Origin of the sequence: Clostridium sp. AM58-1XD (genome assembly GCF_003464085.1) — a bacterium.
Lineage (GTDB): Bacteria > Bacillota > Clostridia > Lachnospirales > Lachnospiraceae > Lachnoclostridium_A.
Window position 1 is genome coordinate 70,081 of record NZ_QSDR01000003.1, and the last position, 18,183, is coordinate 88,263.

19 protein-coding genes are annotated in these 18,183 nt (G+C 45.8%); 16 read left to right on the top strand and 3 right to left on the bottom strand.

Annotation, left to right across the window (positions count from 1 at the left end):
- Nucleotides 1–35: 35 nt before the first annotated feature.
- From DXA13_RS02330 to DXA13_RS02365, 8 genes are all read left to right on the top strand, one after another.
- Nucleotides 36–1,052 carry a tripartite tricarboxylate transporter substrate binding protein gene (locus DXA13_RS02330; protein ID WP_118241662.1) on the top strand — a complete coding sequence of 339 codons (1,017 nt, stop codon included), beginning with the start codon at nucleotides 36–38 and terminating at the stop codon, nucleotides 1,050–1,052.
- Between the two features lie 16 nt (nucleotides 1,053–1,068).
- Entirely contained in the window at nucleotides 1,069–1,539 is a 471-nt protein-coding gene (locus tag DXA13_RS02335) for a tripartite tricarboxylate transporter TctB family protein (protein ID WP_118241664.1), read from the top strand.
- Between the two features lie 18 nt (nucleotides 1,540–1,557).
- Nucleotides 1,558–3,075 carry a tripartite tricarboxylate transporter permease gene (locus DXA13_RS02340; RefSeq protein WP_118241666.1) on the top strand — a complete coding sequence of 506 codons (1,518 nt, stop codon included), beginning with the start codon at nucleotides 1,558–1,560 and terminating at the stop codon, nucleotides 3,073–3,075.
- Nucleotides 3,076–3,107: 32 nt separating this feature from the next.
- Entirely contained in the window at nucleotides 3,108–3,974 is an 867-nt protein-coding gene (locus DXA13_RS02345) for a LysR family transcriptional regulator (protein WP_118241668.1), read from the top strand.
- 276 nt (nucleotides 3,975–4,250) lie between these two features.
- Nucleotides 4,251–5,255, top strand: a complete 1,005-nt coding sequence (locus tag DXA13_RS02350) for a 4-hydroxythreonine-4-phosphate dehydrogenase PdxA (RefSeq protein ID WP_118241670.1) — start codon at nucleotides 4,251–4,253, stop codon at nucleotides 5,253–5,255.
- 22 nt (nucleotides 5,256–5,277) lie between these two features.
- Nucleotides 5,278–5,727 carry a tripartite tricarboxylate transporter TctB family protein gene (locus DXA13_RS02355; protein ID WP_118241671.1) on the top strand — a complete coding sequence of 150 codons (450 nt, stop codon included), beginning with the start codon at nucleotides 5,278–5,280 and terminating at the stop codon, nucleotides 5,725–5,727.
- Nucleotides 5,728–5,739: 12 nt separating this feature from the next.
- Complete coding sequence (locus tag DXA13_RS02360; protein ID WP_118241673.1) at nucleotides 5,740–7,257, top strand: tripartite tricarboxylate transporter permease; 1,518 nt, start codon at nucleotides 5,740–5,742, stop codon at nucleotides 7,255–7,257.
- Between the two features lie 77 nt (nucleotides 7,258–7,334).
- The gene (locus DXA13_RS02365) at nucleotides 7,335–8,384 is read left to right on the top strand and encodes a tripartite tricarboxylate transporter substrate-binding protein (RefSeq protein ID WP_118241675.1); all 1,050 of its coding nucleotides are present in this window, start codon (nucleotides 7,335–7,337) and stop codon (nucleotides 8,382–8,384) included.
- Nucleotides 8,385–8,466: 82 nt separating this feature from the next.
- Here DXA13_RS02365 and DXA13_RS02370 read toward each other — a convergent pair whose 3' ends face one another.
- The 3 genes from DXA13_RS02370 to DXA13_RS02380 are packed head-to-tail and all read right to left on the bottom strand — an operon-like array spanning nucleotide 8,467 to nucleotide 10,207.
- The gene (locus DXA13_RS02370; RefSeq protein ID WP_118241677.1) at nucleotides 8,467–9,291 is read right to left on the bottom strand and encodes a sugar phosphate isomerase/epimerase family protein; all 825 of its coding nucleotides are present in this window, start codon (nucleotides 9,289–9,291) and stop codon (nucleotides 8,467–8,469) included.
- Nucleotides 9,292–9,314: 23 nt separating this feature from the next.
- Complete coding sequence (locus tag DXA13_RS02375) at nucleotides 9,315–9,782, bottom strand: MurR/RpiR family transcriptional regulator (protein WP_181995504.1); 468 nt, start codon at nucleotides 9,780–9,782, stop codon at nucleotides 9,315–9,317.
- A complete protein-coding gene (locus tag DXA13_RS02380; RefSeq protein WP_118241681.1) occupies nucleotides 9,779–10,207 on the bottom strand; it encodes a MurR/RpiR family transcriptional regulator in 429 nt (142 codons plus the stop codon). The genes DXA13_RS02375 and DXA13_RS02380 overlap by 4 nt, the downstream gene beginning before the upstream one ends.
- A 273-nt stretch (nucleotides 10,208–10,480) precedes the next feature.
- On the opposite strand from DXA13_RS02380, the gene DXA13_RS02385 reads away from it, so the two are divergent.
- The 8 genes from DXA13_RS02385 to DXA13_RS02420 all read left to right on the top strand — a co-directional run bounded on the left by DXA13_RS02385 (nucleotide 10,481) and on the right by DXA13_RS02420 (nucleotide 18,129).
- On the top strand, nucleotides 10,481–11,254 hold the full coding sequence (locus DXA13_RS02385) for an enoyl-CoA hydratase/isomerase family protein (RefSeq protein WP_118241683.1): 774 nt from the start codon (nucleotides 10,481–10,483) through the stop codon (nucleotides 11,252–11,254).
- A 49-nt stretch (nucleotides 11,255–11,303) separates the two neighbouring features.
- Nucleotides 11,304–12,344, top strand: a complete 1,041-nt coding sequence (locus tag DXA13_RS02390) for a DctP family TRAP transporter solute-binding subunit (RefSeq protein ID WP_118241685.1) — start codon at nucleotides 11,304–11,306, stop codon at nucleotides 12,342–12,344.
- Between the two features lie 29 nt (nucleotides 12,345–12,373).
- Nucleotides 12,374–12,877: a TRAP transporter small permease subunit gene (locus tag DXA13_RS02395; RefSeq protein ID WP_118241687.1), complete on the top strand. Its 504-nt coding sequence runs from the start codon at nucleotides 12,374–12,376 to the stop codon at nucleotides 12,875–12,877.
- On the top strand, nucleotides 12,874–14,160 hold the full coding sequence (locus DXA13_RS02400; RefSeq protein WP_118241689.1) for a TRAP transporter large permease: 1,287 nt from the start codon (nucleotides 12,874–12,876) through the stop codon (nucleotides 14,158–14,160). Before DXA13_RS02395 ends, DXA13_RS02400 begins: the two co-directional genes overlap by 4 nt.
- 42 nt (nucleotides 14,161–14,202) lie before the next feature.
- Nucleotides 14,203–15,279, top strand: coding sequence for an alcohol dehydrogenase catalytic domain-containing protein (locus DXA13_RS02405; RefSeq protein WP_118241691.1), 1,077 nt, complete (start codon nucleotides 14,203–14,205; stop codon nucleotides 15,277–15,279).
- Nucleotides 15,280–15,776: 497 nt separating this feature from the next.
- Nucleotides 15,777–16,613 (top strand): sugar phosphate isomerase/epimerase family protein, encoded by an 837-nt coding sequence (locus DXA13_RS02410; RefSeq protein ID WP_118241693.1) that lies wholly within the window; start codon nucleotides 15,777–15,779, stop codon nucleotides 16,611–16,613.
- Between the two features lie 3 nt (nucleotides 16,614–16,616).
- Complete coding sequence (locus DXA13_RS02415; RefSeq protein WP_118241694.1) at nucleotides 16,617–17,276, top strand: aspartate/glutamate racemase family protein; 660 nt, start codon at nucleotides 16,617–16,619, stop codon at nucleotides 17,274–17,276.
- 25 nt (nucleotides 17,277–17,301) lie between these two features.
- Nucleotides 17,302–18,129, top strand: a complete 828-nt coding sequence (locus tag DXA13_RS02420; RefSeq protein WP_118241696.1) for a transketolase — start codon at nucleotides 17,302–17,304, stop codon at nucleotides 18,127–18,129.
- The last annotated feature ends 54 nt before the right edge of the window (nucleotides 18,130–18,183 follow it).

Genomic DNA, 18,183 nt, shown 5'->3' on the forward strand with positions numbered 1-18,183 from the left:
TCTATAAACATAAGAATAAGAGAAGGAGAACAGGTATGAAGTTAAGCGCGAAAAATATCATTACATTTGCAGCAGCATTTGGATTTACGTTGTGTCTGGCGGCTTGTGGAGCAAAACAGGGGACGGAAGGCGCTGATAAAAAGGCGATGGACTTTCCGAAAAAACCAGTTACAGTTGTAGTTCCGTATGGGGCAGGAGGCGGAAACGATACGGTTGCCCGTATGCTGGCCTCTGTTTCCGATCAATATCTGGGGCAGAAGCTGGTGGTGGAGAATCAGGGCGGAGGCAATACGATTCCCGGATCTGCCAGCGTGGCAAAAGCAGATCCTGACGGATATACGATTTTACTAAATAATAATACTTCTATTACGGCAGTGACCCAGGTCTATGAAGCCGGTTTTGATCCAAGGGAAGATCTGATTCCGTTTGCCACTCCGGGTACATATTCCAACGTGATCTGCGCTGGCCCTGCGGCTCCGGCTAAAACGGCAGAAGAATTTATTGCATACTGTAAAGAGCACCCGGGCGAAGTGACCATTTCGTGCGCCGGATATGCGGATGCAACAGGGCTGACAGTTTTCCGTATGATGGATGCCATGGGTATCGAATGCCAGGTCATACCGTTTACATCAGGAAGCGAGCAGATATCTAACCTGCTGGGCGGTCACGTGATGTATTCGTCGGTAGCGGGCGGAAACGTAGTGAAGCATGCGCAGGAAGGAACGGTGGTACCGATCATTGAGACGTGTGGCATTGAAGATAATTCATATAAAGTACCCACCCTGGCGGACCTGGGATATGAAGAGGCTCTTACGCCGATCTGCCGTATGTTTTATGCACCGAAAGGTACGCCGGATGAGGTCCTGGATATCCTGGCGGCGGCATTTGAAAAGATGTTCCAGGATGAAGAGATGCAGAAAATGTTTGGTGAAATCTATGAGCCGCTGGATCACAGCAGCGTAGACAGAAAGCAGCTGACAGAAGACCATCTGAACGATTATGAAGACTTTGGAACGATCATTACGGAGCTGGATTTAAAGAGCAAAGTGTAAATGACGGAGGAAGTATATGAAATTTATGGTGAAAGTGCCTGCCCACATATATGAAAAGGCGGCGGCAGCAATGATCGTAGGGCTGGGAATTATGATGAAGATTTACAGTTATACGGCCGGCTGGTATGAAAGCAGCAGTTCCAGGATCAACAATCCGGCCTTTTTTCCGGATATGACAGCATACGCACTGATCGTGATCGGTGTCGTGATTTTTATCAACTCGTTCTTTACAAAGAAAGAGGAAGAAATAGAAGTCAATTTAAGAGGAATTCTTATGGTAGCAATATGGATGGCCTATGCGCTCCTAATGCCGGTGACGGGATTTGTTGCGGGCGGAATCGCGGTCATAGCAGTTTCCATGATTATTTGGGGTGAAAAGAAAAAGATAACAGTTGCAACGGTCAGCGTTCTTGCGCCGGTGATTATTTACATCTGTCTGGGAAAGCTGATGAGTGTAAATTTTCCAAAGGGAATTCTGCCGTTTTAAACAGAGAGGGGTGATTAAATGAATGCAGCGGTGATAGAAGGGGCTGCCATGGTATTCAGTATAAAAACGCTGCTGATCATGTGCGGCGGGGTGTTTTTAGGCGTAACGTTTGGAGCTATTCCGGGGCTGACATCGAGTATCGGTATTGCAATTATGCTTCCGATTACATTTTACCTCGACCCGATTCCTGCGCTTTCCCTGCTTTGCGCGATTTATGTGGGAGGCGCTTATGGAGGCAGTATTGCGGCAATCTTATTCGGAACGCCTGGAACGCCGGAATCCAGTACGACTACTTTTGACGGCTATCCCATGACCAAAAAAGGGCTGGCGAAAAAAGCGCTGTCAACAGCGTTGTACAGTTCTGCGGCCGGCAACTTTCTGAGTTCGCTTCTGATGATTGTGATGGCAGTATTTATTGCAAAGTTTGCGCTTCTGGTGGGGCCGGCAGAATATTTTGCGATTATTCTGTTCTCACTCGTCCTGATTGCTACGGTTGGCTCAAAGGGGTCGGTTGCAAAGGGGCTGGCTTCCGTTATGATTGGCCTGTTTGTCTCTTTTATCGGGGCAGATCCGATTACTGCAACGCCGAGATTTAATTTCGGAAGCATCAATCTGACGAGTAATATTCAGCTGATCCCTGTCCTTGTAGGGCTGTTTGTAGGAGCAGAGGTATTAAAGCATGTGAGTGTACCGTTCGTCGTTCAGAAGATGAGTAAAGTGGAAAATAAAGAGCAGAACAGGATTACGGGAAAAGATATAAAACGCTGTATCCCCTGTATCCTGACAGGCTCTGTCCTGGGCTCCGTTTTAGGAGCGCTCCCGGCCCTCAATGCGACTGTAGCCGCTACACTGAATTACACGGTGGGGAAAAAGATTTCAAAGACGCCGGAAGAATTTGGGACAGGCTGCATCGAAGGCGTGGCGAGTGCTGAATCGGCGAATAACGCGACCGTAGGACCGGCGCTCGTTCCCCTGCTGACGCTGGGGATTCCGGGTACGGGAACGGCGGCGATTTTCCTGGGGGCACTGATGATGCAGGGCGTGATACCAGGCCCTATGATATTTGAAGAGCACGGCTCGCTCGTGTACGGAATCTTTTTCTGTTTGATTTTCAGTACAATTCTGCTGGTATTTATTGGAAAGGCCGTCATACACATTGCTCAATACGTACTCAGCGTACCACGGTATATTATCTATCCCATTATTTTACTGCTGTGCTGTGCAGGCGCATTCTGCAGTAACCGGAGAATTTTTGATATTTATATTCTGCTGGCATTTATGCTGCTGGGATATCTGATGAACAATATAAGAATTCCTGTACTCCCACTGATTATTGGTTTTTTGCTTGGAAATACCATGGAACGTACCTTTAGACAGACGATGTTGATATCTAAGGGAAGCCTGGTAATTTTTGCAAAATCTCCGATAGCATTGATTTTTTTGATCGTTACAGCCATAATGATGGTATATTTTGTTATTTCGGAGATCAAAGATAAAAAAGCACAGAAAGGCAGTGAAGCGGAAGAGAGCTTATAGCAGCTGCCGGATTTTACAGGGCAGGGGAGCATATGAAAGACAGTGACTGGAAAATAATTGAAACATTAAAAAACAGCAGCAGTATTACGCAGGCGGCAGAGGCATTGTATATGTCGCAGCCTACGCTTACGAAACGGGTGCAGCAGATCGAACGTGAATGGGACATTGAGATTATAAGAAGAAACAGCAAAGGGATCATTCTGACTCCGGCAGGATACTGCCTTGCGGAATATGCAGGAAAGCTTAATGTGATTTTTAACGAAATTCCAGGCCGTTTGGAGAAAATAAAAAAGGGAACAGCAGGAGAATTGAGAATTGGGGTGCCGAATTCATTTGGCCGGTTCTCGCTTCCTGCTCTTCTGCAAAAGTACAAAAAATCGTATACGGACAGTTCTTTTCAGGTAATTACCATGCTCAGCAGTGAGATCGGAAAGAAGATTGAGGAAGGAAAGCTGGATGTGGGCTTTGTAAAGGGTGAGGTGCCTGTTTCCTGTAAAAAGTATTATATAGGAGAAGAGCAGCTCTATATTGTATACAGCCGGGAGTTTGAGGCAGAGGACCTGCCGGACCTTCCGATGATTACTTATCTGAAAGATCCGTTTACTCAGGACATCATTAATACATGGTGGGAGGAAATGTTTCGCACCCCTCCGAATATAGGCTTCCGGGTTAACCATGGAGATACATGCCGCGAAATGATTATTAACGGGCTGGGATACGGACTGTTCTTTTCAGATAATTTTTTCAGGGATACGAAGCAGCTGTATATACGCCCGGCACTTGACCGGGCAGGATGTCCCGTTGTAAGAAATATTTATTTTATTTATCAGGTAGAAGAGATGGATGCGCTTAAGCAGAATTTTATAGATTTCGTGCTCGATAAAAGAGAACGTGGCTGATGAAGGACCGACTGGATATTCCAGCCGGCCTTTTTGTTTCAAAAACAAAACAAAATGAAACAAAAGATAAAAAAGAAACGGAATAGAAACAAAGTGAAACATGACGAGATGCGTATTAACGAAAAATTAACAAAAATATGTTAAAGTTGCACAATAGTTAACCTGCGTTTTCGTGAAAGTACAACAAGATTTTAACGCTTTTTGAGGTTGGCACACCCTTTGCTTTTAATATGGTTAGGGAAATAAAAAATCCAAAAAAAGGAAGGGGAACAAATAATGAGCAAAAAACCAGTTTTAGGAATTCTTTTAGGTGACGCAGCAGGCGTAGGACCAGAAATCGTTGCAAAAGTAGCAGCAGATAACTTCTTCGACGAATACTGCCGTCCTATTATCATGGGAGATTTAAGAGTATTTGAGAGAGGCTGTGAAGTAGCCGGAGTGAAAGTAAAAACTCAGGTGATCAGCGACGTGTCTGAAGCGACATGGGAAGACGGTATTCCGGTACTGGATCAGCATGATGTAGACCCTGCAAACGTACCGTTCGGCGAATTGAGCATTGAAAGCGGACGCGCATGCCTGAACCTGTTAAAGCTTGGAATCGAATTATTCCAGGAGGGCAAGATCGATGGATTCAGCTTTGCGCCGTTAAATAAGGCTGGAATGATCCAGGCAGGCTGTAAATTTGAAAGTGAACATCACTACATGGCACATCTGCTGAACCACACAGCTCCGTTCGGTGAAATTAACGTTGTTGACAATATGTGGACAACAAGAACGACGAGCCATATTCCGATCTCTAAAGTAAGTGAGAGCCTTACAATTGATAAGATTTTACGTGCAATTACTCTTGCAAATACAACTTTAAAGACAACAGGACTTGACAATCCAAGAATCGGCGTTGCAGCGCTGAATCCACACTGTGGTGAAAACGGAAAGTGCGGAAGAGAAGAAATCGATGTAATTGCTCCGGCAATTGAAGAGGCGAAAAAGCAGGGCATCAATGCCAGCGGTCCATGGTCTTCCGACATTCTGTTCCATAAAGCATTTGTGGGCGGCGAATTTGACGGTGTTGTTACAATGTATCATGATCAGGGACAGATCGCTCTGAAGTTAAGAGGATTTGAAAGAGGAATTACGATTGCAGGCGGGCTTCCAGTGCCGATCGCTACTTGTGGACATGGTACGGCTTATGACATCGCTGGCAAAGGAATTGTTAAGACAACATCTTTTGAAAATGCAATTAAGATGACAGCTAAGATGGCGGCTAATATCAGAGGTTAATCTTTCTAAAGGGGTGGAAAAGATGAAAAATTTTGGTACAAAACAGGTTGTTCCGGTTTTGTCTGCTATCGTAGGCGTCGTATTTGCTTATGTTGGATTCACGCAGCTGGGCTTTTGGCACGGCACGGATGGTCCAATGCCGGGATTCTTCCCAAGCATTATGTCGATCGTAATGGTTCTTGCAAGTATTCTCGCTTTTGTTCAGTCCTTTAAGGAAGAAGGAAAGCCTACATACTATAAAGAAGAGCTGCTCGTTATTGCCGGCGGTGCAGCAATTTACGCGGGTACATTTATTATTGGCCTGCTTCCGATGTGTTATATTTATGTAATTCTTTGGTTAAAGCTCTTTGAAAAGGAGTCCTGGAAAAATACTTTGATCGTACTGGCGGTTATTCTGGCAATCACGATCGGCGTATTCTACTTCTGGCTTGGCATACAGTTCCCAATGGGGCTGCTCGAAAATTATCTGTAGGAGGGATAAATAATGGAGAATATTGGATTATTAATGCATGGTTTCCAGACAGCCCTTACATTACAGAACATAGGTGCAGCTTTACTGGGTGCTGTTCTTGGTCTTGTTGTAGGTGCCATGCCTGGTATCGGAAGCCTTGCAGGCGTAGCTCTGCTGCTTCCGCTTACATACAAATTTGACCCGACAACCGCGATCATCATGCTTGGAGCGCTTTACTATTCCAACATGTACGGCGGAAGTTTCAGTGCAATACTTTTAAATATTCCGGGTGACTCGCCGGCCGTAATGACGGCTCTGGACGGCTACCCGATGGCTACAAAAAAGAAACGTCCCGGACAGGCGCTGATGACGGCGAATATGTCTTCTTTTATCGGAGGTACAATCGGTATCTGTATCCTGACATTTATGGGACCGGCTCTGGCAGATCTGGGATTAAAATTCGGCCCGTCCGAAATGACAGCCGTTCTGCTGATCGCCATGACATCAATCAGCTGGCTGGTTGGTGAAAATCCGACAAAGGGTGTTGTAATTACAATGTTTGGTATTCTTCTTGCCAGCATGGGTATGGATACTCTGTCGGGAGCGCCGAGATATGATTTCGGCAATATGTATTTACTGGGCGGTATACCGTTTACGCCATTTATCATTGGTACAGTAGGCTTCTCTCAGGTAATCAGCCTTGTTATGGAGCGTGACTCTGACGCCAGCAGAAAAGAAGCAGGAAGCGGAATGAAGCTTAGCATCCGCGGAAGTATGCTGACCGGCCATGATTTTAAGAGACTTTTAGGACCGGCTCTGCGTTCTGGTTTTCTTGGAACATTCGTAGGTGTACTTCCTGGTGCAGGTGCAACAACCGGTTCCTTCATGGGATACGCTATGCAGAAGAAGTTTAAGAGTGAAGAGCCTTTGGGAACAGGTGCCGTAGAAGGTATCGCTTCCTGCGAGGCAGCAAATAACGCTGCCGCTGCAGGTGCATTTGCTCCGCTGCTCGCACTTGGTATTCCTGGTTCCGGTACAGGCGCCGTTCTTCTTGGAGGACTTATGATGTGGGGCCTGAACCCAGGACCGCTTCTGTTCACCAATGAACCTGATTTCACATGGGGCTTAATTGCGTCTCTGTTCCTGTCAAACATTCTGACATTAATTATTGCGCTGGCAGTTATTCCGTTCCTGATCAAGATTCTTTCCGTGCCGGTTAAGTTTATGATTCCGTGTATCACCTGCGTCTGTGTAGTTGGTTCCTACAGCTCCAGCTATTCCATGTACGGCGTACTGATCATGATGTTATCCGGTGTTGTGGGATATTTCCTGAGCAAGAACAGCTATCCGACGGCTCCGATGATGCTGTCCTTCGTACTGGCTCCTCTTCTGGAATCCAATATGAGAAAGGCATTTATCATTTCCGGCGGCAGCCTGAATATTTTCTTTACGAGACCAATTACATGTGTCCTGATGATCGTATTCCTGGCTATGGTATGTGCACCAATTGTTAAAGCTATCTTAAGAAAGAGTAAAAAAGCTGACAAATAGAAAGTTGTATAGTAAAATAAAAAGATATTAGTACAAATTAGTATTAATATAAATTTTTAAGAAAAGGGGTAAGGAAAATGAAGAAAAAAATCGCGTTAGTATTGGCGGGCATGATGGCAGTATCTGTTTTAACTGCTTGTGGAGGCGGACAGAAAGCTGAAGAAGCAAAAGCTCCGGCTGGAGATGCCAAAACAGAGGCAGCAGCAGAAGGCGCCAAGGAGGCAGCAGCTTCCAATTTTGAGATGAAGGATACGTTAAACTGGATGGTAACAAGCTCTCCGGGCGGCGGTTCTGATATCTATACACGTATGATTTCAGACATCATGACAAAAGAGAACCTGGTAAACGGCAAGACGATCGTTGTAACCAACAAGACAGACGGCGGCGGCGAGATCGGACGTAACGAAGTTGCTAATACAAAGGGCAAGAAAGCAGATTATACCTTATGTACATTCAACAGCGGCGACTTAATGCCAATGGTACAGAATACAAAGAACCGTATGGCTAACTTCAAGGCAGTAGCACTTATGGCAGTAGATAAGCAGCTGATCTTCAAGGGCGAGCAGACAAAGTATGAAGACTTTGCAGCAGCAATCGAAGCAGCTAAGGCTGGCACAGAGGTTGTTCTTGGCGGTTCTAAGGGCGACGACGTAGCTACATATGAGGCTATGCTGGAAGAAATCGGCGTATCCAAGGACAAGATGAAATACATCACATATGACTCTACAGGTGATGCGATCACAGCAGCACTTGGCGGACATATCGAATTCGTTATTTCCAAACCGGCAGCAGCTTCCGAATATGTGGAAGCCGGCTCTCTCATTCCTGTTGTAGCTCTTGCTACTGAAAGATACACAGGCAAGTTCGATGCTCCTACATTAAGCGAAATCGGCGACTATGAGAATGTAGAAATTCCGGTATGGCGTGGTGTTGTAGCTCCGGCAGCTATGAGCGATGAAGCAGTTGCATTCTACAGTGATGCATTAAAGAAGGTTTCTGAGACAGATCAGTGGAAGAACGATTACATCGATAAGAACAAGCTGATCCCACAGTACATGAACGCAGCAGAAGCAACAGAGTTCATGACAACATTCGAGACAGATTACCTTGCTACATTAGGTAAGTAATATAAAGTAAGGATCATTGATTGAAAAATTAAAACAAAGAAGGCTCCTTCCAGGCTGTGCGCCTGGGAGGAGCCTTTTTGTTTTAATTAAGAAAGGATTTCAGGAAGGTTACGCCTTGATCGGCCCATGCTTCTTCCTGCTTCAGTGTTTCTTCCAGGCCGGGAAGGCTTTCCATCCAGGACTCCAGAATAGTGGAAAAATCACAGGGCGCTTCTTTCCTCAGCCTTTGGAGAATGTAGGGTATGTCCAGACGTCCGTCTCCGGCAGGCGCTCCCGTTATGACAAATCCCATTTCGCCGTTTCGCCGCCGAATTATGTAATCCTTCACATGAAAACAGACCGTATATTTTGCAAGGCAGCCCAGGACCTGACCGATTGGTTCTTCTCTGGCCAGGGAATTGGCCGTATCAAGAATAATTCCCACGTGGCGGCTTCCGACCGTCTCAATGATTTCGGCAAATTCGTGACTGTAAAACCGGTCGTGATTTTCGATGCCCAGTACAATATTGTATTCGTTCAGGACAGGGATAATCGCTTTTAAGATCGCACAGACTTCGCTTATGGAAGGCTGAAAGGAGGGCGTGTCGATGACACAGCGCATGAGATGGGAATCCAGCTGTCTCGTAAGCTGGATGCGGTCCATGAATCGATTAGGCTCGATGCCGCGAAATCCTGTTTCCAGAGAGATTCCCCGTTCCTGGCTGTATGTTTTCAGACGCCTGACTTCGGGCGCAGACAGAGCGTCCAGAGACATGTTATCTGCGATCTGCACAACCGAAAGTCCGTAGGCGGCGGCTTTGTCAATCAGTGTAAATGGTGTTAGGGGCTCCGCTGGACGAAGTCTTTTGTTTGTTCCGCATGCGAACGGAAACGTATAGGAACTGATACCGAGACGAGTCTTGTTCATTTGTACCTCCTTTTCTTTATCCTTTATATACGTGACTTTTTAATTGCCAGTTTGGAGCGCTGCAGGGAATTCCTGCTCTTCTCTGCGGTGATGTTGATATAAGCAGTCTGCAGTTGACCGATAATCGCCAGTTCACACATTCGCGCCGCATGAATCTGGCGCAGGTCGTCGCTTATTTTCGTGCTGTAGCACAGAGGTATTTCTGCCAGCTTGCTGAGCGGATGATGGGTGCCGGAGGTAATTGCGATTGTAGTAGCCCGTTTTTGCTTGGCAAGAGTGATCATCTCCGTAACGGTAGCGGAATTTCCGCTGAAATTAATGCCGACAGCAACATCATTTTCCTTCAGGTGCTCAATGCTCATTAGTCCTAACTGGCGGTCAATGAAATAGTTGCAGGGAATGCCGATCTGGAGGAACAGCTGGTATACATAGGTGGCGGTGGCGCCGGAACCGCCGCTGCTGTAAATATAGACACGTTCAGCCCGGCTCAATGCCTGGCAGCCTGCATGATGTACTGGTCTTTGATGTTGAGCAGAGTGTCGGTGAGAACGGTCGTATAGAGGTTCAGATATTTTTTCTTCGTAATCCGGATATTGTCATTCGTATTGAATTCCGTCGTATCATTTGGAAATAAAAGCTCTTTTTCTGCGCAGAATTTCATATCTGAAAAACCTTTGTAATTCAGCATCTGACAGAAGCGGGACATGGAGCTGGGGCTAGTTCCGATTTTTTTGCAGAGCGAAGTAATGGAACAACGGCTGATCTCGTCTGGATGGTCATTCAGGTAGTTGGCGATCTTTTTCTGCGATTTGCTCAGATAAGAATATTTCTGGTTGATTCTGCAAAGATAATCAATGTAAATGTCTGCCGTATCGTCGTTTAATGATGATACGGAAGCGCTGTAAGAGGTATCCATTATATTCAGCTCCTTTTGAATAGGCAGGGATCATAATGAAAATTGTCCCATGTAAGTTCGGAAATTTATATTGATTATACGAAAAAAACCAGTGGGAATCAATTAGATGTATAAAAATAAAGGGTAAAATGAAAATGTTTTCAGAAAATGAAAGGATTGGAAGGGAAAGCTTTTCAAAACTCGACATTTTTCTTTACTCTGCTTTGAAAATGAATTAAGTTAAATGTACCAGAAAAAATCAGATTAAAACTTAAAAAATGAGGAGGTGTGAGAATGTATAATTGTATTGTGTGTACAAAAGAAAGAACGGCAAAAATTATAAGACTAAATATGCCGGAGACTGGAAACAGAATCGGCCTGCAGGCTGTTTCAGAAATTCAGCAGGCGATCAGAGAAGCAAATGAGGATGAGGAAGTGGGAGCCATCATTCTGACAGGAACGGGAGAGTTTTTCTGCGCCGGAGGAGCGATTGACGGCTTTCCCGACGGGTACGCCATGGATCAGAGAGACTACAGTGACGGTACGGTGGAATTTCAGAAAGCGCTTTATCAATCCGGCAAGCCGATGATTGCAGCGGTAAATGGAAAAGCGTTTGCAGGAGGTCTTACGATAGTGGAGGGCTGCGATCTGGCGGTAGCCTCTGAAGAAGCTCAGTTTGGGCTGTCGGAATTGAGCCACGGCAATTTTCCCATGATTGCTCTGGCGGTGAATGGAAAATGGATTCCGAAAAAGCGGCTGTTTGAAATGATTTATTTGTCGGAACCGATTGATGCAAAAACGGCAGAGAGCTGGAATATGGTCAATAGAGTTGTTCCAAAAGATGAGGTTCTTGCAGAAGCGGTCAGAATGGCTGAAATCATCGGTACGAAGAGCAGAGTTGCAATGAAAGTCGGGCGACAGACGTACTATGACATGGTTGATATGCCCCTTTCCAGCGCTATGGTACATGCAAAAGCAGCGCTTTTAGGGCTTCTGGCCATGGAAGATGTCATTGAATCAGAACACGCCAAACGTGAAAACAGAGAACCGGAGTGGATCGGAAAGTAGCGCGGAAAAGGCAATTTGATAAAGTAATGATAAAAATGGAGGGGAATTTATGAAACGTATGATATCAGGATTGGTTACAGTGGCAGTGATCGTCTCGATGACGGCGTGCTCAGGCGGAAACGGAACGGACCGTGGGGCACAGCCTGCAACGGAAGAGAAAAAAGATGGGGAAGCAATAGAGCTGAAACTGGACATGCCTGTTCCAGAAACGAGCACCTGGAATGTTGCGGCAAAAACATTTGCAGATCGGGTAAATGAAAAGACGGATGGAAGATACCATATTACGATTCACCCGAATTCAGAGCTGGCAGGAGGAAGCCAGTCTGCTGCGCTGGAGATGCTGCAGGCAGGCGATATCGATGTAACAGTGCATGGGGTGCTTACATGGGCTGGGACTGATGTAAGACTTTCCATGCCGGCCATGCCGTTTTTGTTTGACGGCTGGGATGAGGTCAATACGGCCCTGGACGGAGAAGGGGGGAAATTGCTGGGCACGATTGTAGAGGAAAACGGAGCACATGCTCTTGCTTACGGCATTTCCGGCTTCCGCCAGCTGTTTAATAATGTGAGAGAAATCAGGACGGCTGAAGATTTAAAGGGTATTAAGATGAGGGTGCCTGGCAATTCCATGTATGTAGACTGTTTCACTGATCTGGGAGCCGATCCGGTTACCATGAATGCTTCCGAACTATACAGCGCCCTTCAGACGGGCTCGGTTGACGGTCAGGAAAATCCGGCGGACATGACGATTACACAGAAGTTTGCGGAAGTGGTGGATTATATGACGGTCTGGAATTATTCCTGCGAACCGATTATTCTGTCGGTCAGCCAGAAGTGCTGGGATAAACTTTCTGATGAAGACAAACAGATTTTCCAGGAAGCTGCTGAATATGCCTGCAGCCTTCAGAGAGAAGAGGCAGAGAAAAGAGACCCTGAATTTATGAAACAGCTTGTAGATGATTATGACATTCAGGTATATGAGCCTTCCGAGGAGGATATGGCAACTTTTAAGGAGGCGGTGAAGCCTCTGTACGCAGAATATAGGGACATCATGGGAGAAGAATTGTACACAGCTTTTGACGCACAGTGAGATTTGGGCGAAATAAGGGAAGGTGCTTTATGGGCAGGATATTTAAGGGGATTGACTTTATAGAAAAGACAGGGATTGTAATCGGTTTGTCGATTATGGTGGTGATGAACTTTGTGAATGTGGTGTGCCGATTTCTTCTTCCGCAGACGCCGTTTTCCTATACGGAAGAGCTGACAAACCTGGTTTTTGTATGGATCACGATGCTGGGTATATCGATGGGATACCGGACATTTTCCCATACGGGACTTTCCATGGTAACGGAACGGATGACACTGAAAATGCAGGTTGGGATGGCTGTTTTCGCAGCCGCCTGTACCATCGTGCTGATGGTATTTGTAATGAAGTCAGGCCTGGAAACCGTATCAAACCAGATCAAGTTTCACAGCAATTTTCCTGGCCTTAAGATTTCCAAGGTCTATGGGAGTATAGCAATGCCCATAGGAGCGCTGCTGATTTCCGTAAGTGCGGTAAGCGCAGCGGCAGAACGCATCGAACAGCTTCGGGAGCAGATGGGGGGTGAAGAAAAATTATGATTGCATTGGCTCTGTTCGGCAGTTTCTTTGTACTGCTTCTGTGCAATGTGCCAGTTGCCGCTTCGATGGGACTGGCTACGGTAATAGGGGCGCTGGCTGGCGGGTACTCTCTGACTTCGGTGGCCAGCCTCATGTATGCGGCGATTTCCAAGAATGTACTTCTTGCAATTCCGTATTTTATCCTGACAGGCGTTCTCATGGAGTATGCGGGAATCAGCAAAAGGCTGATAAGACTGGCTGAGGTATGCGTAGGACATATCAAAGGCGGCCTGGCTTATGTAGTAATCATAGTAGCCTGCTTTTTTGCGGCGATTTCCGGATCTGGGCCTGCGACGGTGGCAGCGCTGGGGGGAATTCTCATTCCGGCTATGGAAAAGAATGGCTATGACAAGAATATGTCGGCTGCACTCGTTGCGGCATCCGGAGGGATCGGCGTCATTATTCCGCCAAGTATTGCGTTCGTTATCTTCGCCATGTATGCGGAGCTGAGCGTGGGAAAGCTTTTTATATGCGGAATTGTGCCGGGATTATTTTTGGGCCTTATGTATGCGGCGGCAGCCACATGGTCGATTCGGAAAGATGAAAATATCGTCCGAAGCAAAAAAGAAGGAAGCAGAGAACGGTGGCTGGCATTTAAGGACGCGCTTTGGGGACTGCTCACGCCGTTTATTATACTGGGAGGGATATATACAGGAATTTTTACGGCTACGGAGGCAGCAGGAGTCGCTGTTGTCTACTCGCTGTTTGTAGGGGTGTTTATTTACAGGGAGATAAAAATAAAAGACCTGATATCGATCTTTATCGACTCTGCAAAAACATCTGCTGTAGTCATGTATATCCTCTCGACGGCGGGCATTCTGTCGTGGCTTCTCACTACTTCAGGAGTTGCAAAAGAAATGTCGGTGGCCCTGATGTCGCTGTCATCTAATAAATACATTATTTTACTGCTGTTCAACATCCTGTTTATCATCGCCGGCTGTTTTGTGGAAGCGAATTCGGCATTTTGCCTCTTCCTCCCGATTCTGTTGCCGATTATCGATTCCATAGGCTACAGCAGATATGCGTTTGCAATATTCATGGTGACCAGTTTTGCAGTTGGAATGGTAACGCCGCCGGTTGGAGCAAATCTGTATGTGGCCTGTAACATCGGCCGTCTGTCCATGGGAGATATCTGTAAGAAGATCGTTCCGTTTGTGGTTGCAGGAATGATCGCCGTGCTGGTACTTACGTATATCCCTGCCATATCCCTGTTTCTTCCGGATATGATCGGGATGAAGCAGTAAGAAACTTAATATAGGAAATATAAAATATAAGGGGGTTTTCAGATGGAACCGGAAAAAATGATGGCTATTGTAAAAACAAAGAAGGAGAGGGGAGCAGAATATAAAGAAGTTCCCATGCCGGAACCGGGGCCGGAAGATGTGCTTGTCAGAGTACATGCGGCGGCAATATGCGGAACGGATATCCACATCTACCAGTGGAATAAATGGGCTCAGGAGAATTTTGAGCGTTCCTTCAGTAAAATTCCCCGCATTATGGGACATGAGTTCAGCGGTGAGATCGTTCAGACAGGAGAGCTGGTAAAGAATGTGCAGGTGGGGCAGCGGGTCGCATGTGAAACGCACATCCCCTGCGGACACTGTTACCAGTGCAGGACAGGAGACACCTATAACTGTCTGAACATCACCAGATTTAAGGATGGAATTTATGCGGACTATGCGGTAGTTCCGGCAAAAAATCTTGTCATCCTGCCGGACACAATGACATATGATCAGGCTGCCGTTATGGAACCGTTCAGCGTGGCGACCCATGGAGCCAGTATGGTCAGGATGGTTGGAGATACCGTCATGGTTATGGGCTGCGGACCGATCGGGCTGTTCGTAATTAAAGTTGCAAAGGCCATGGGAGCTTCCTACATATACGCCTCTGATATCAGCGGGTACCGCAGAAATCTGGCTTTAGAAAGCGGTGCGGCCGAAACATTTGATCCATCTCAGTGCGATGTCGTAAAAGAGGTGAAAATGCGCACGGAAGGACTGGGATGCGGAACCGTTTTTGACACGTCGGGGAATGTGGAGGCGATCAACCAGGGATTTAAAATATTAAGAAAGTGCGGAAGTATGGTCATGATCGGACTGCCTTCCAGGACGTTGTCGTTTGAAGACGCAGGCAATGATATCGTATGGAAAGCAGCTAAAATTTATGGAATACATGGAAGGGAAATACTGACCAGCTGGGAAATATCAAAAGGTCTGATCGGATCAGGGGCCGTCAATATCGACCACCTGCTTACGCATCGGTTTAAATTCAGCGAATACCAGAGCGCCTTTGAACTGGCTGAAAAGGGGATGACGGGAAAAGTAATCTTATATCCGGACCGCATATGCGAAAGCGGTGAATAAACAGGAATAACAAGAGGGGCTTCTGAGCGCGCCGCAAAAGTGAAATCAGACATGCCTTTCATACAGGGGATCGTTCCGGGCAGCGGCCGGATCACTTCTTACTGTATGGAAGGCAATGATTATTCTTTTTTGCAGCGCGCTTTTACATATGATGGGGTAATATATGTGACAAATCTTAACATACCGGTAACAGGATAAAATTAAAACTTTTGACAGCCCTATTTCAGCCTCTTTGATTGAAACAAAGAAATGTGAAACGAGAGTTTCAAAGTGTTACATAAAAAGAACGAATATGAAACACGTTGAAACTTGACAGAAACAAATAAAGAGCATATAATGAAAAAAGAATGCAAAATATGGTAAAATTGTACAAAATACGAGCGTTCGTTTTGTGGATATTATAAAAAAATATGGGGAAAAGAAAGCAGAATTTGGTTGGCATGGATTTTGCTTTAAATTTAGGTAGAAAAATATAATAAAGTAAAGGAGTAGGGGATATGAAATTATGTTATCAGGTTGCTACACCGGATGTTGCGATTGCAGATTCCGTAACTGCCTATCAGGGGCCTCTGGCAAAGAGCTTCGGAGATTTGGCTGCCCTCGGTTATGATGGAGTTGAATTAATGACTCTTGATCCGACAAAGCTGGACTGGGAAGAAGTAAAGGCAGAAGCAGATAAGAACCATCTGAGCGTTGTTCTTGTATGTACCGGAGAAGTATTTGGACAGCTTCACTGGAGCTTTACCGATCCTGATGAAGAAATCAGGAAAAAAGCAATTGAACGGACAAAGGTTATTATTGATTTTGCAAGTTATCTGGGAGCAAATGTAAACTTTGGAAGAATCCGCGGCCAGTACTGCAGTGCAATGAGCAAGGAAGAGACAGAGGAACTTGCTGTTAAGGCATTCCAGGAACTGAGCGATTACGCTGCTGAAAAGAACGTTGCCCTGGCTCTGGAGACAGTAACTATCATGCAGACGAATTTCATTAATACGCTGGAAGAAGGCGCCCGCATGGTTGACCGTGTAAACCGTCCGAACTTCAAGCTGATGCTCGACATTTTCCATCTGAATCTGGAAGAAAAAAATATATATGATGCAATCCGCGAGTACAGCAGTTATAATATACATGTACACCTTGCCGACAACAACAGAAGGTATCCGGGCCACTGCGGTCTTGACTTTGAGAAGATCCTCTCTACGTTCAAGGAATGCGGATACGACGGCAATTACTGTACAGAAATTTTCCAGATTCCAAACCAGTATGAGGCTGCTAAAGGTGCAATGGAACATTTAAGACCAATCTTAGACCGCGTTTATGGAAAGCAGGCGTAATATATGAAAAGTATTGCATTGATACATACTGTAAAAAGTGTTGCCAATACCTTTGAGGACACACTGAAGAACGGCCTTTCTGAGGAAGTTAAGGTTTATAATCTTCTGGATGAATTCCTCGCAAAGAATCCGAATGAAATCGGCGAATTTACGATAGAGAACCGCAACCGCCTTTTTAATGATGTAAAGACGGCAGAGATGACAGGAGCAGATGTGATTGTAACAACATGCTCCACACTTACGCCTGTAATTGAAATGATTCGTCCGTTTGTAAAAACACCGGTAATTGCTATTGACGATGCAATGGCAAAGAAAAGTGTTACATTTGGCCCGAAGATCCTTGTTATGGCTACCGCAGAGAGCACAATCGGCCCCACAAAGGCAAAGGTTGCTGCAGAGGCGGCTATGGCAGGAATGGAACCGCAGATTTCCGACCTCGTCATGATGGATGCATTCAAAGCAATGCAGGCTCTTGATATGGACGAGCATGACCGCATTTTAAGAGAGCGTGCAAAAGAGATCAAAGGTTATGATTGTATTGTGCTTGCCCAGGCATCCATGGCTCACATGGAAGCAGAGATTGAGAAGATTACCGGCTGTCCGACTTTGTCCAGCCCATCTCTCTGTATCGCCCAGGTGGAAGAAACAATAAAGAGAATCTAATAATTTTAGAAAAGAGGAGAGTAAAATGACAGAAGAAAGAGCAAAAGAATTACAGAACCTCTGCCTTCAGTTCCGTAACGAGATCGTGGATCTGCTTCACGATATTCAGACGGGACATCCAGGCGGATCCTTATCCTGTGCAGAGATTGTAACCACCCTGTACTATGAGAAAATGAAGATCGACCCGAAGAATCCAAATATGGAGGGAAGAGATCATTTTATTCTTTCCAAGGGACATGCTGCTCCGATTCTTTACATCGTATTGGCTGAATTAGGATTTTTCCCGAAGGAAGAATTAAAGACATTACGTCAGATCAACAGCATTTTACAGGGACATCCTTGCGTACATAAGACACCAGGTGTTGAACTTTCCACAGGTCCTCTGGGATTAGGCCTTGGCGCTGGTCTTGGCATGGTTCTGAGCGAGAGACTTCAGGGCAGAGACAACTATACGTATGTTGTATTAGGCGACGGTGAGATTGAAGAAGGCGCAATTTGGGAAGCAGCTATGGCAGCATCCAAGTTCAAAGCGGATCATTTAATCGCAATCCTGGACAACAACGGCGTACAGCTTGACGGTACGGTTGAAGAAATTATGCCTCTGGGCGACATCAAAGCAAAGTGGGAGAGCTTCGGCTGGGAAGTAATCCAGTGCGACGGCCATGATGTAAAAGCCATTTCTGATGCAGTTGATGCAGCTAAGAAGGTAACAGGCAAACCTGTTCTGATTCAGGCTAAGACTGTTAAGGGCAAAGGCGTTTCCTTCATGGAAGGTAAGAATACATGGCACGGAAAAGCAATCGGCGACGAAGATTATAAGAACGCTAAGGAAGAATTAGGAGGTGCTTGTTAATGGCTAACAAAATCGCAATCAGAGATGCATATGGTGAAGCACTCTAAAACTGGG

Bases quoted from the DNA above. Each gene is read 5' to 3' on its own strand.
- DXA13_RS02340 (WP_118241666.1), top strand. From the start codon at position 1,558: ATGAATGCAGCGGTGATAGAAGGGGCTGCCATGGTATTCAGTATAAAA.
- DXA13_RS02360 (WP_118241673.1), top strand. From the start codon at position 5,740: ATGGAGAATATTGGATTATTAATGCATGGTTTCCAGACAGCCCTTACA.
- DXA13_RS02400 (WP_118241689.1), top strand. From the start codon at position 12,874: ATGATTGCATTGGCTCTGTTCGGCAGTTTCTTTGTACTGCTTCTGTGC.
- DXA13_RS02370 (WP_118241677.1), bottom strand. From the start codon at position 9,291: ATGAACAAGACTCGTCTCGGTATCAGTTCCTATACGTTTCCGTTCGCA.
- DXA13_RS02355 (WP_118241671.1), top strand. From the start codon at position 5,278: ATGAAAAATTTTGGTACAAAACAGGTTGTTCCGGTTTTGTCTGCTATC.
- DXA13_RS02365 (WP_118241675.1), top strand. From the start codon at position 7,335: ATGAAGAAAAAAATCGCGTTAGTATTGGCGGGCATGATGGCAGTATCT.
- DXA13_RS02390 (WP_118241685.1), top strand. From the start codon at position 11,304: ATGAAACGTATGATATCAGGATTGGTTACAGTGGCAGTGATCGTCTCG.
- DXA13_RS02415 (WP_118241694.1), top strand. From the start codon at position 16,617: ATGAAAAGTATTGCATTGATACATACTGTAAAAAGTGTTGCCAATACC.
- DXA13_RS02385 (WP_118241683.1), top strand. From the start codon at position 10,481: ATGTATAATTGTATTGTGTGTACAAAAGAAAGAACGGCAAAAATTATA.
- DXA13_RS02410 (WP_118241693.1), top strand. From the start codon at position 15,777: ATGAAATTATGTTATCAGGTTGCTACACCGGATGTTGCGATTGCAGAT.
- DXA13_RS02345 (WP_118241668.1), top strand. From the start codon at position 3,108: ATGAAAGACAGTGACTGGAAAATAATTGAAACATTAAAAAACAGCAGC.
- DXA13_RS02395 (WP_118241687.1), top strand. From the start codon at position 12,374: ATGGGCAGGATATTTAAGGGGATTGACTTTATAGAAAAGACAGGGATT.
- DXA13_RS02350 (WP_118241670.1), top strand. From the start codon at position 4,251: ATGAGCAAAAAACCAGTTTTAGGAATTCTTTTAGGTGACGCAGCAGGC.
- DXA13_RS02335 (WP_118241664.1), top strand. From the start codon at position 1,069: ATGAAATTTATGGTGAAAGTGCCTGCCCACATATATGAAAAGGCGGCG.
- DXA13_RS02380 (WP_118241681.1), bottom strand. From the start codon at position 10,207: ATGGATACCTCTTACAGCGCTTCCGTATCATCATTAAACGACGATACG.
- DXA13_RS02330 (WP_118241662.1), top strand. From the start codon at position 36: ATGAAGTTAAGCGCGAAAAATATCATTACATTTGCAGCAGCATTTGGA.
- DXA13_RS02420 (WP_118241696.1), top strand. From the start codon at position 17,302: ATGACAGAAGAAAGAGCAAAAGAATTACAGAACCTCTGCCTTCAGTTC.
- DXA13_RS02405 (WP_118241691.1), top strand. From the start codon at position 14,203: ATGGAACCGGAAAAAATGATGGCTATTGTAAAAACAAAGAAGGAGAGG.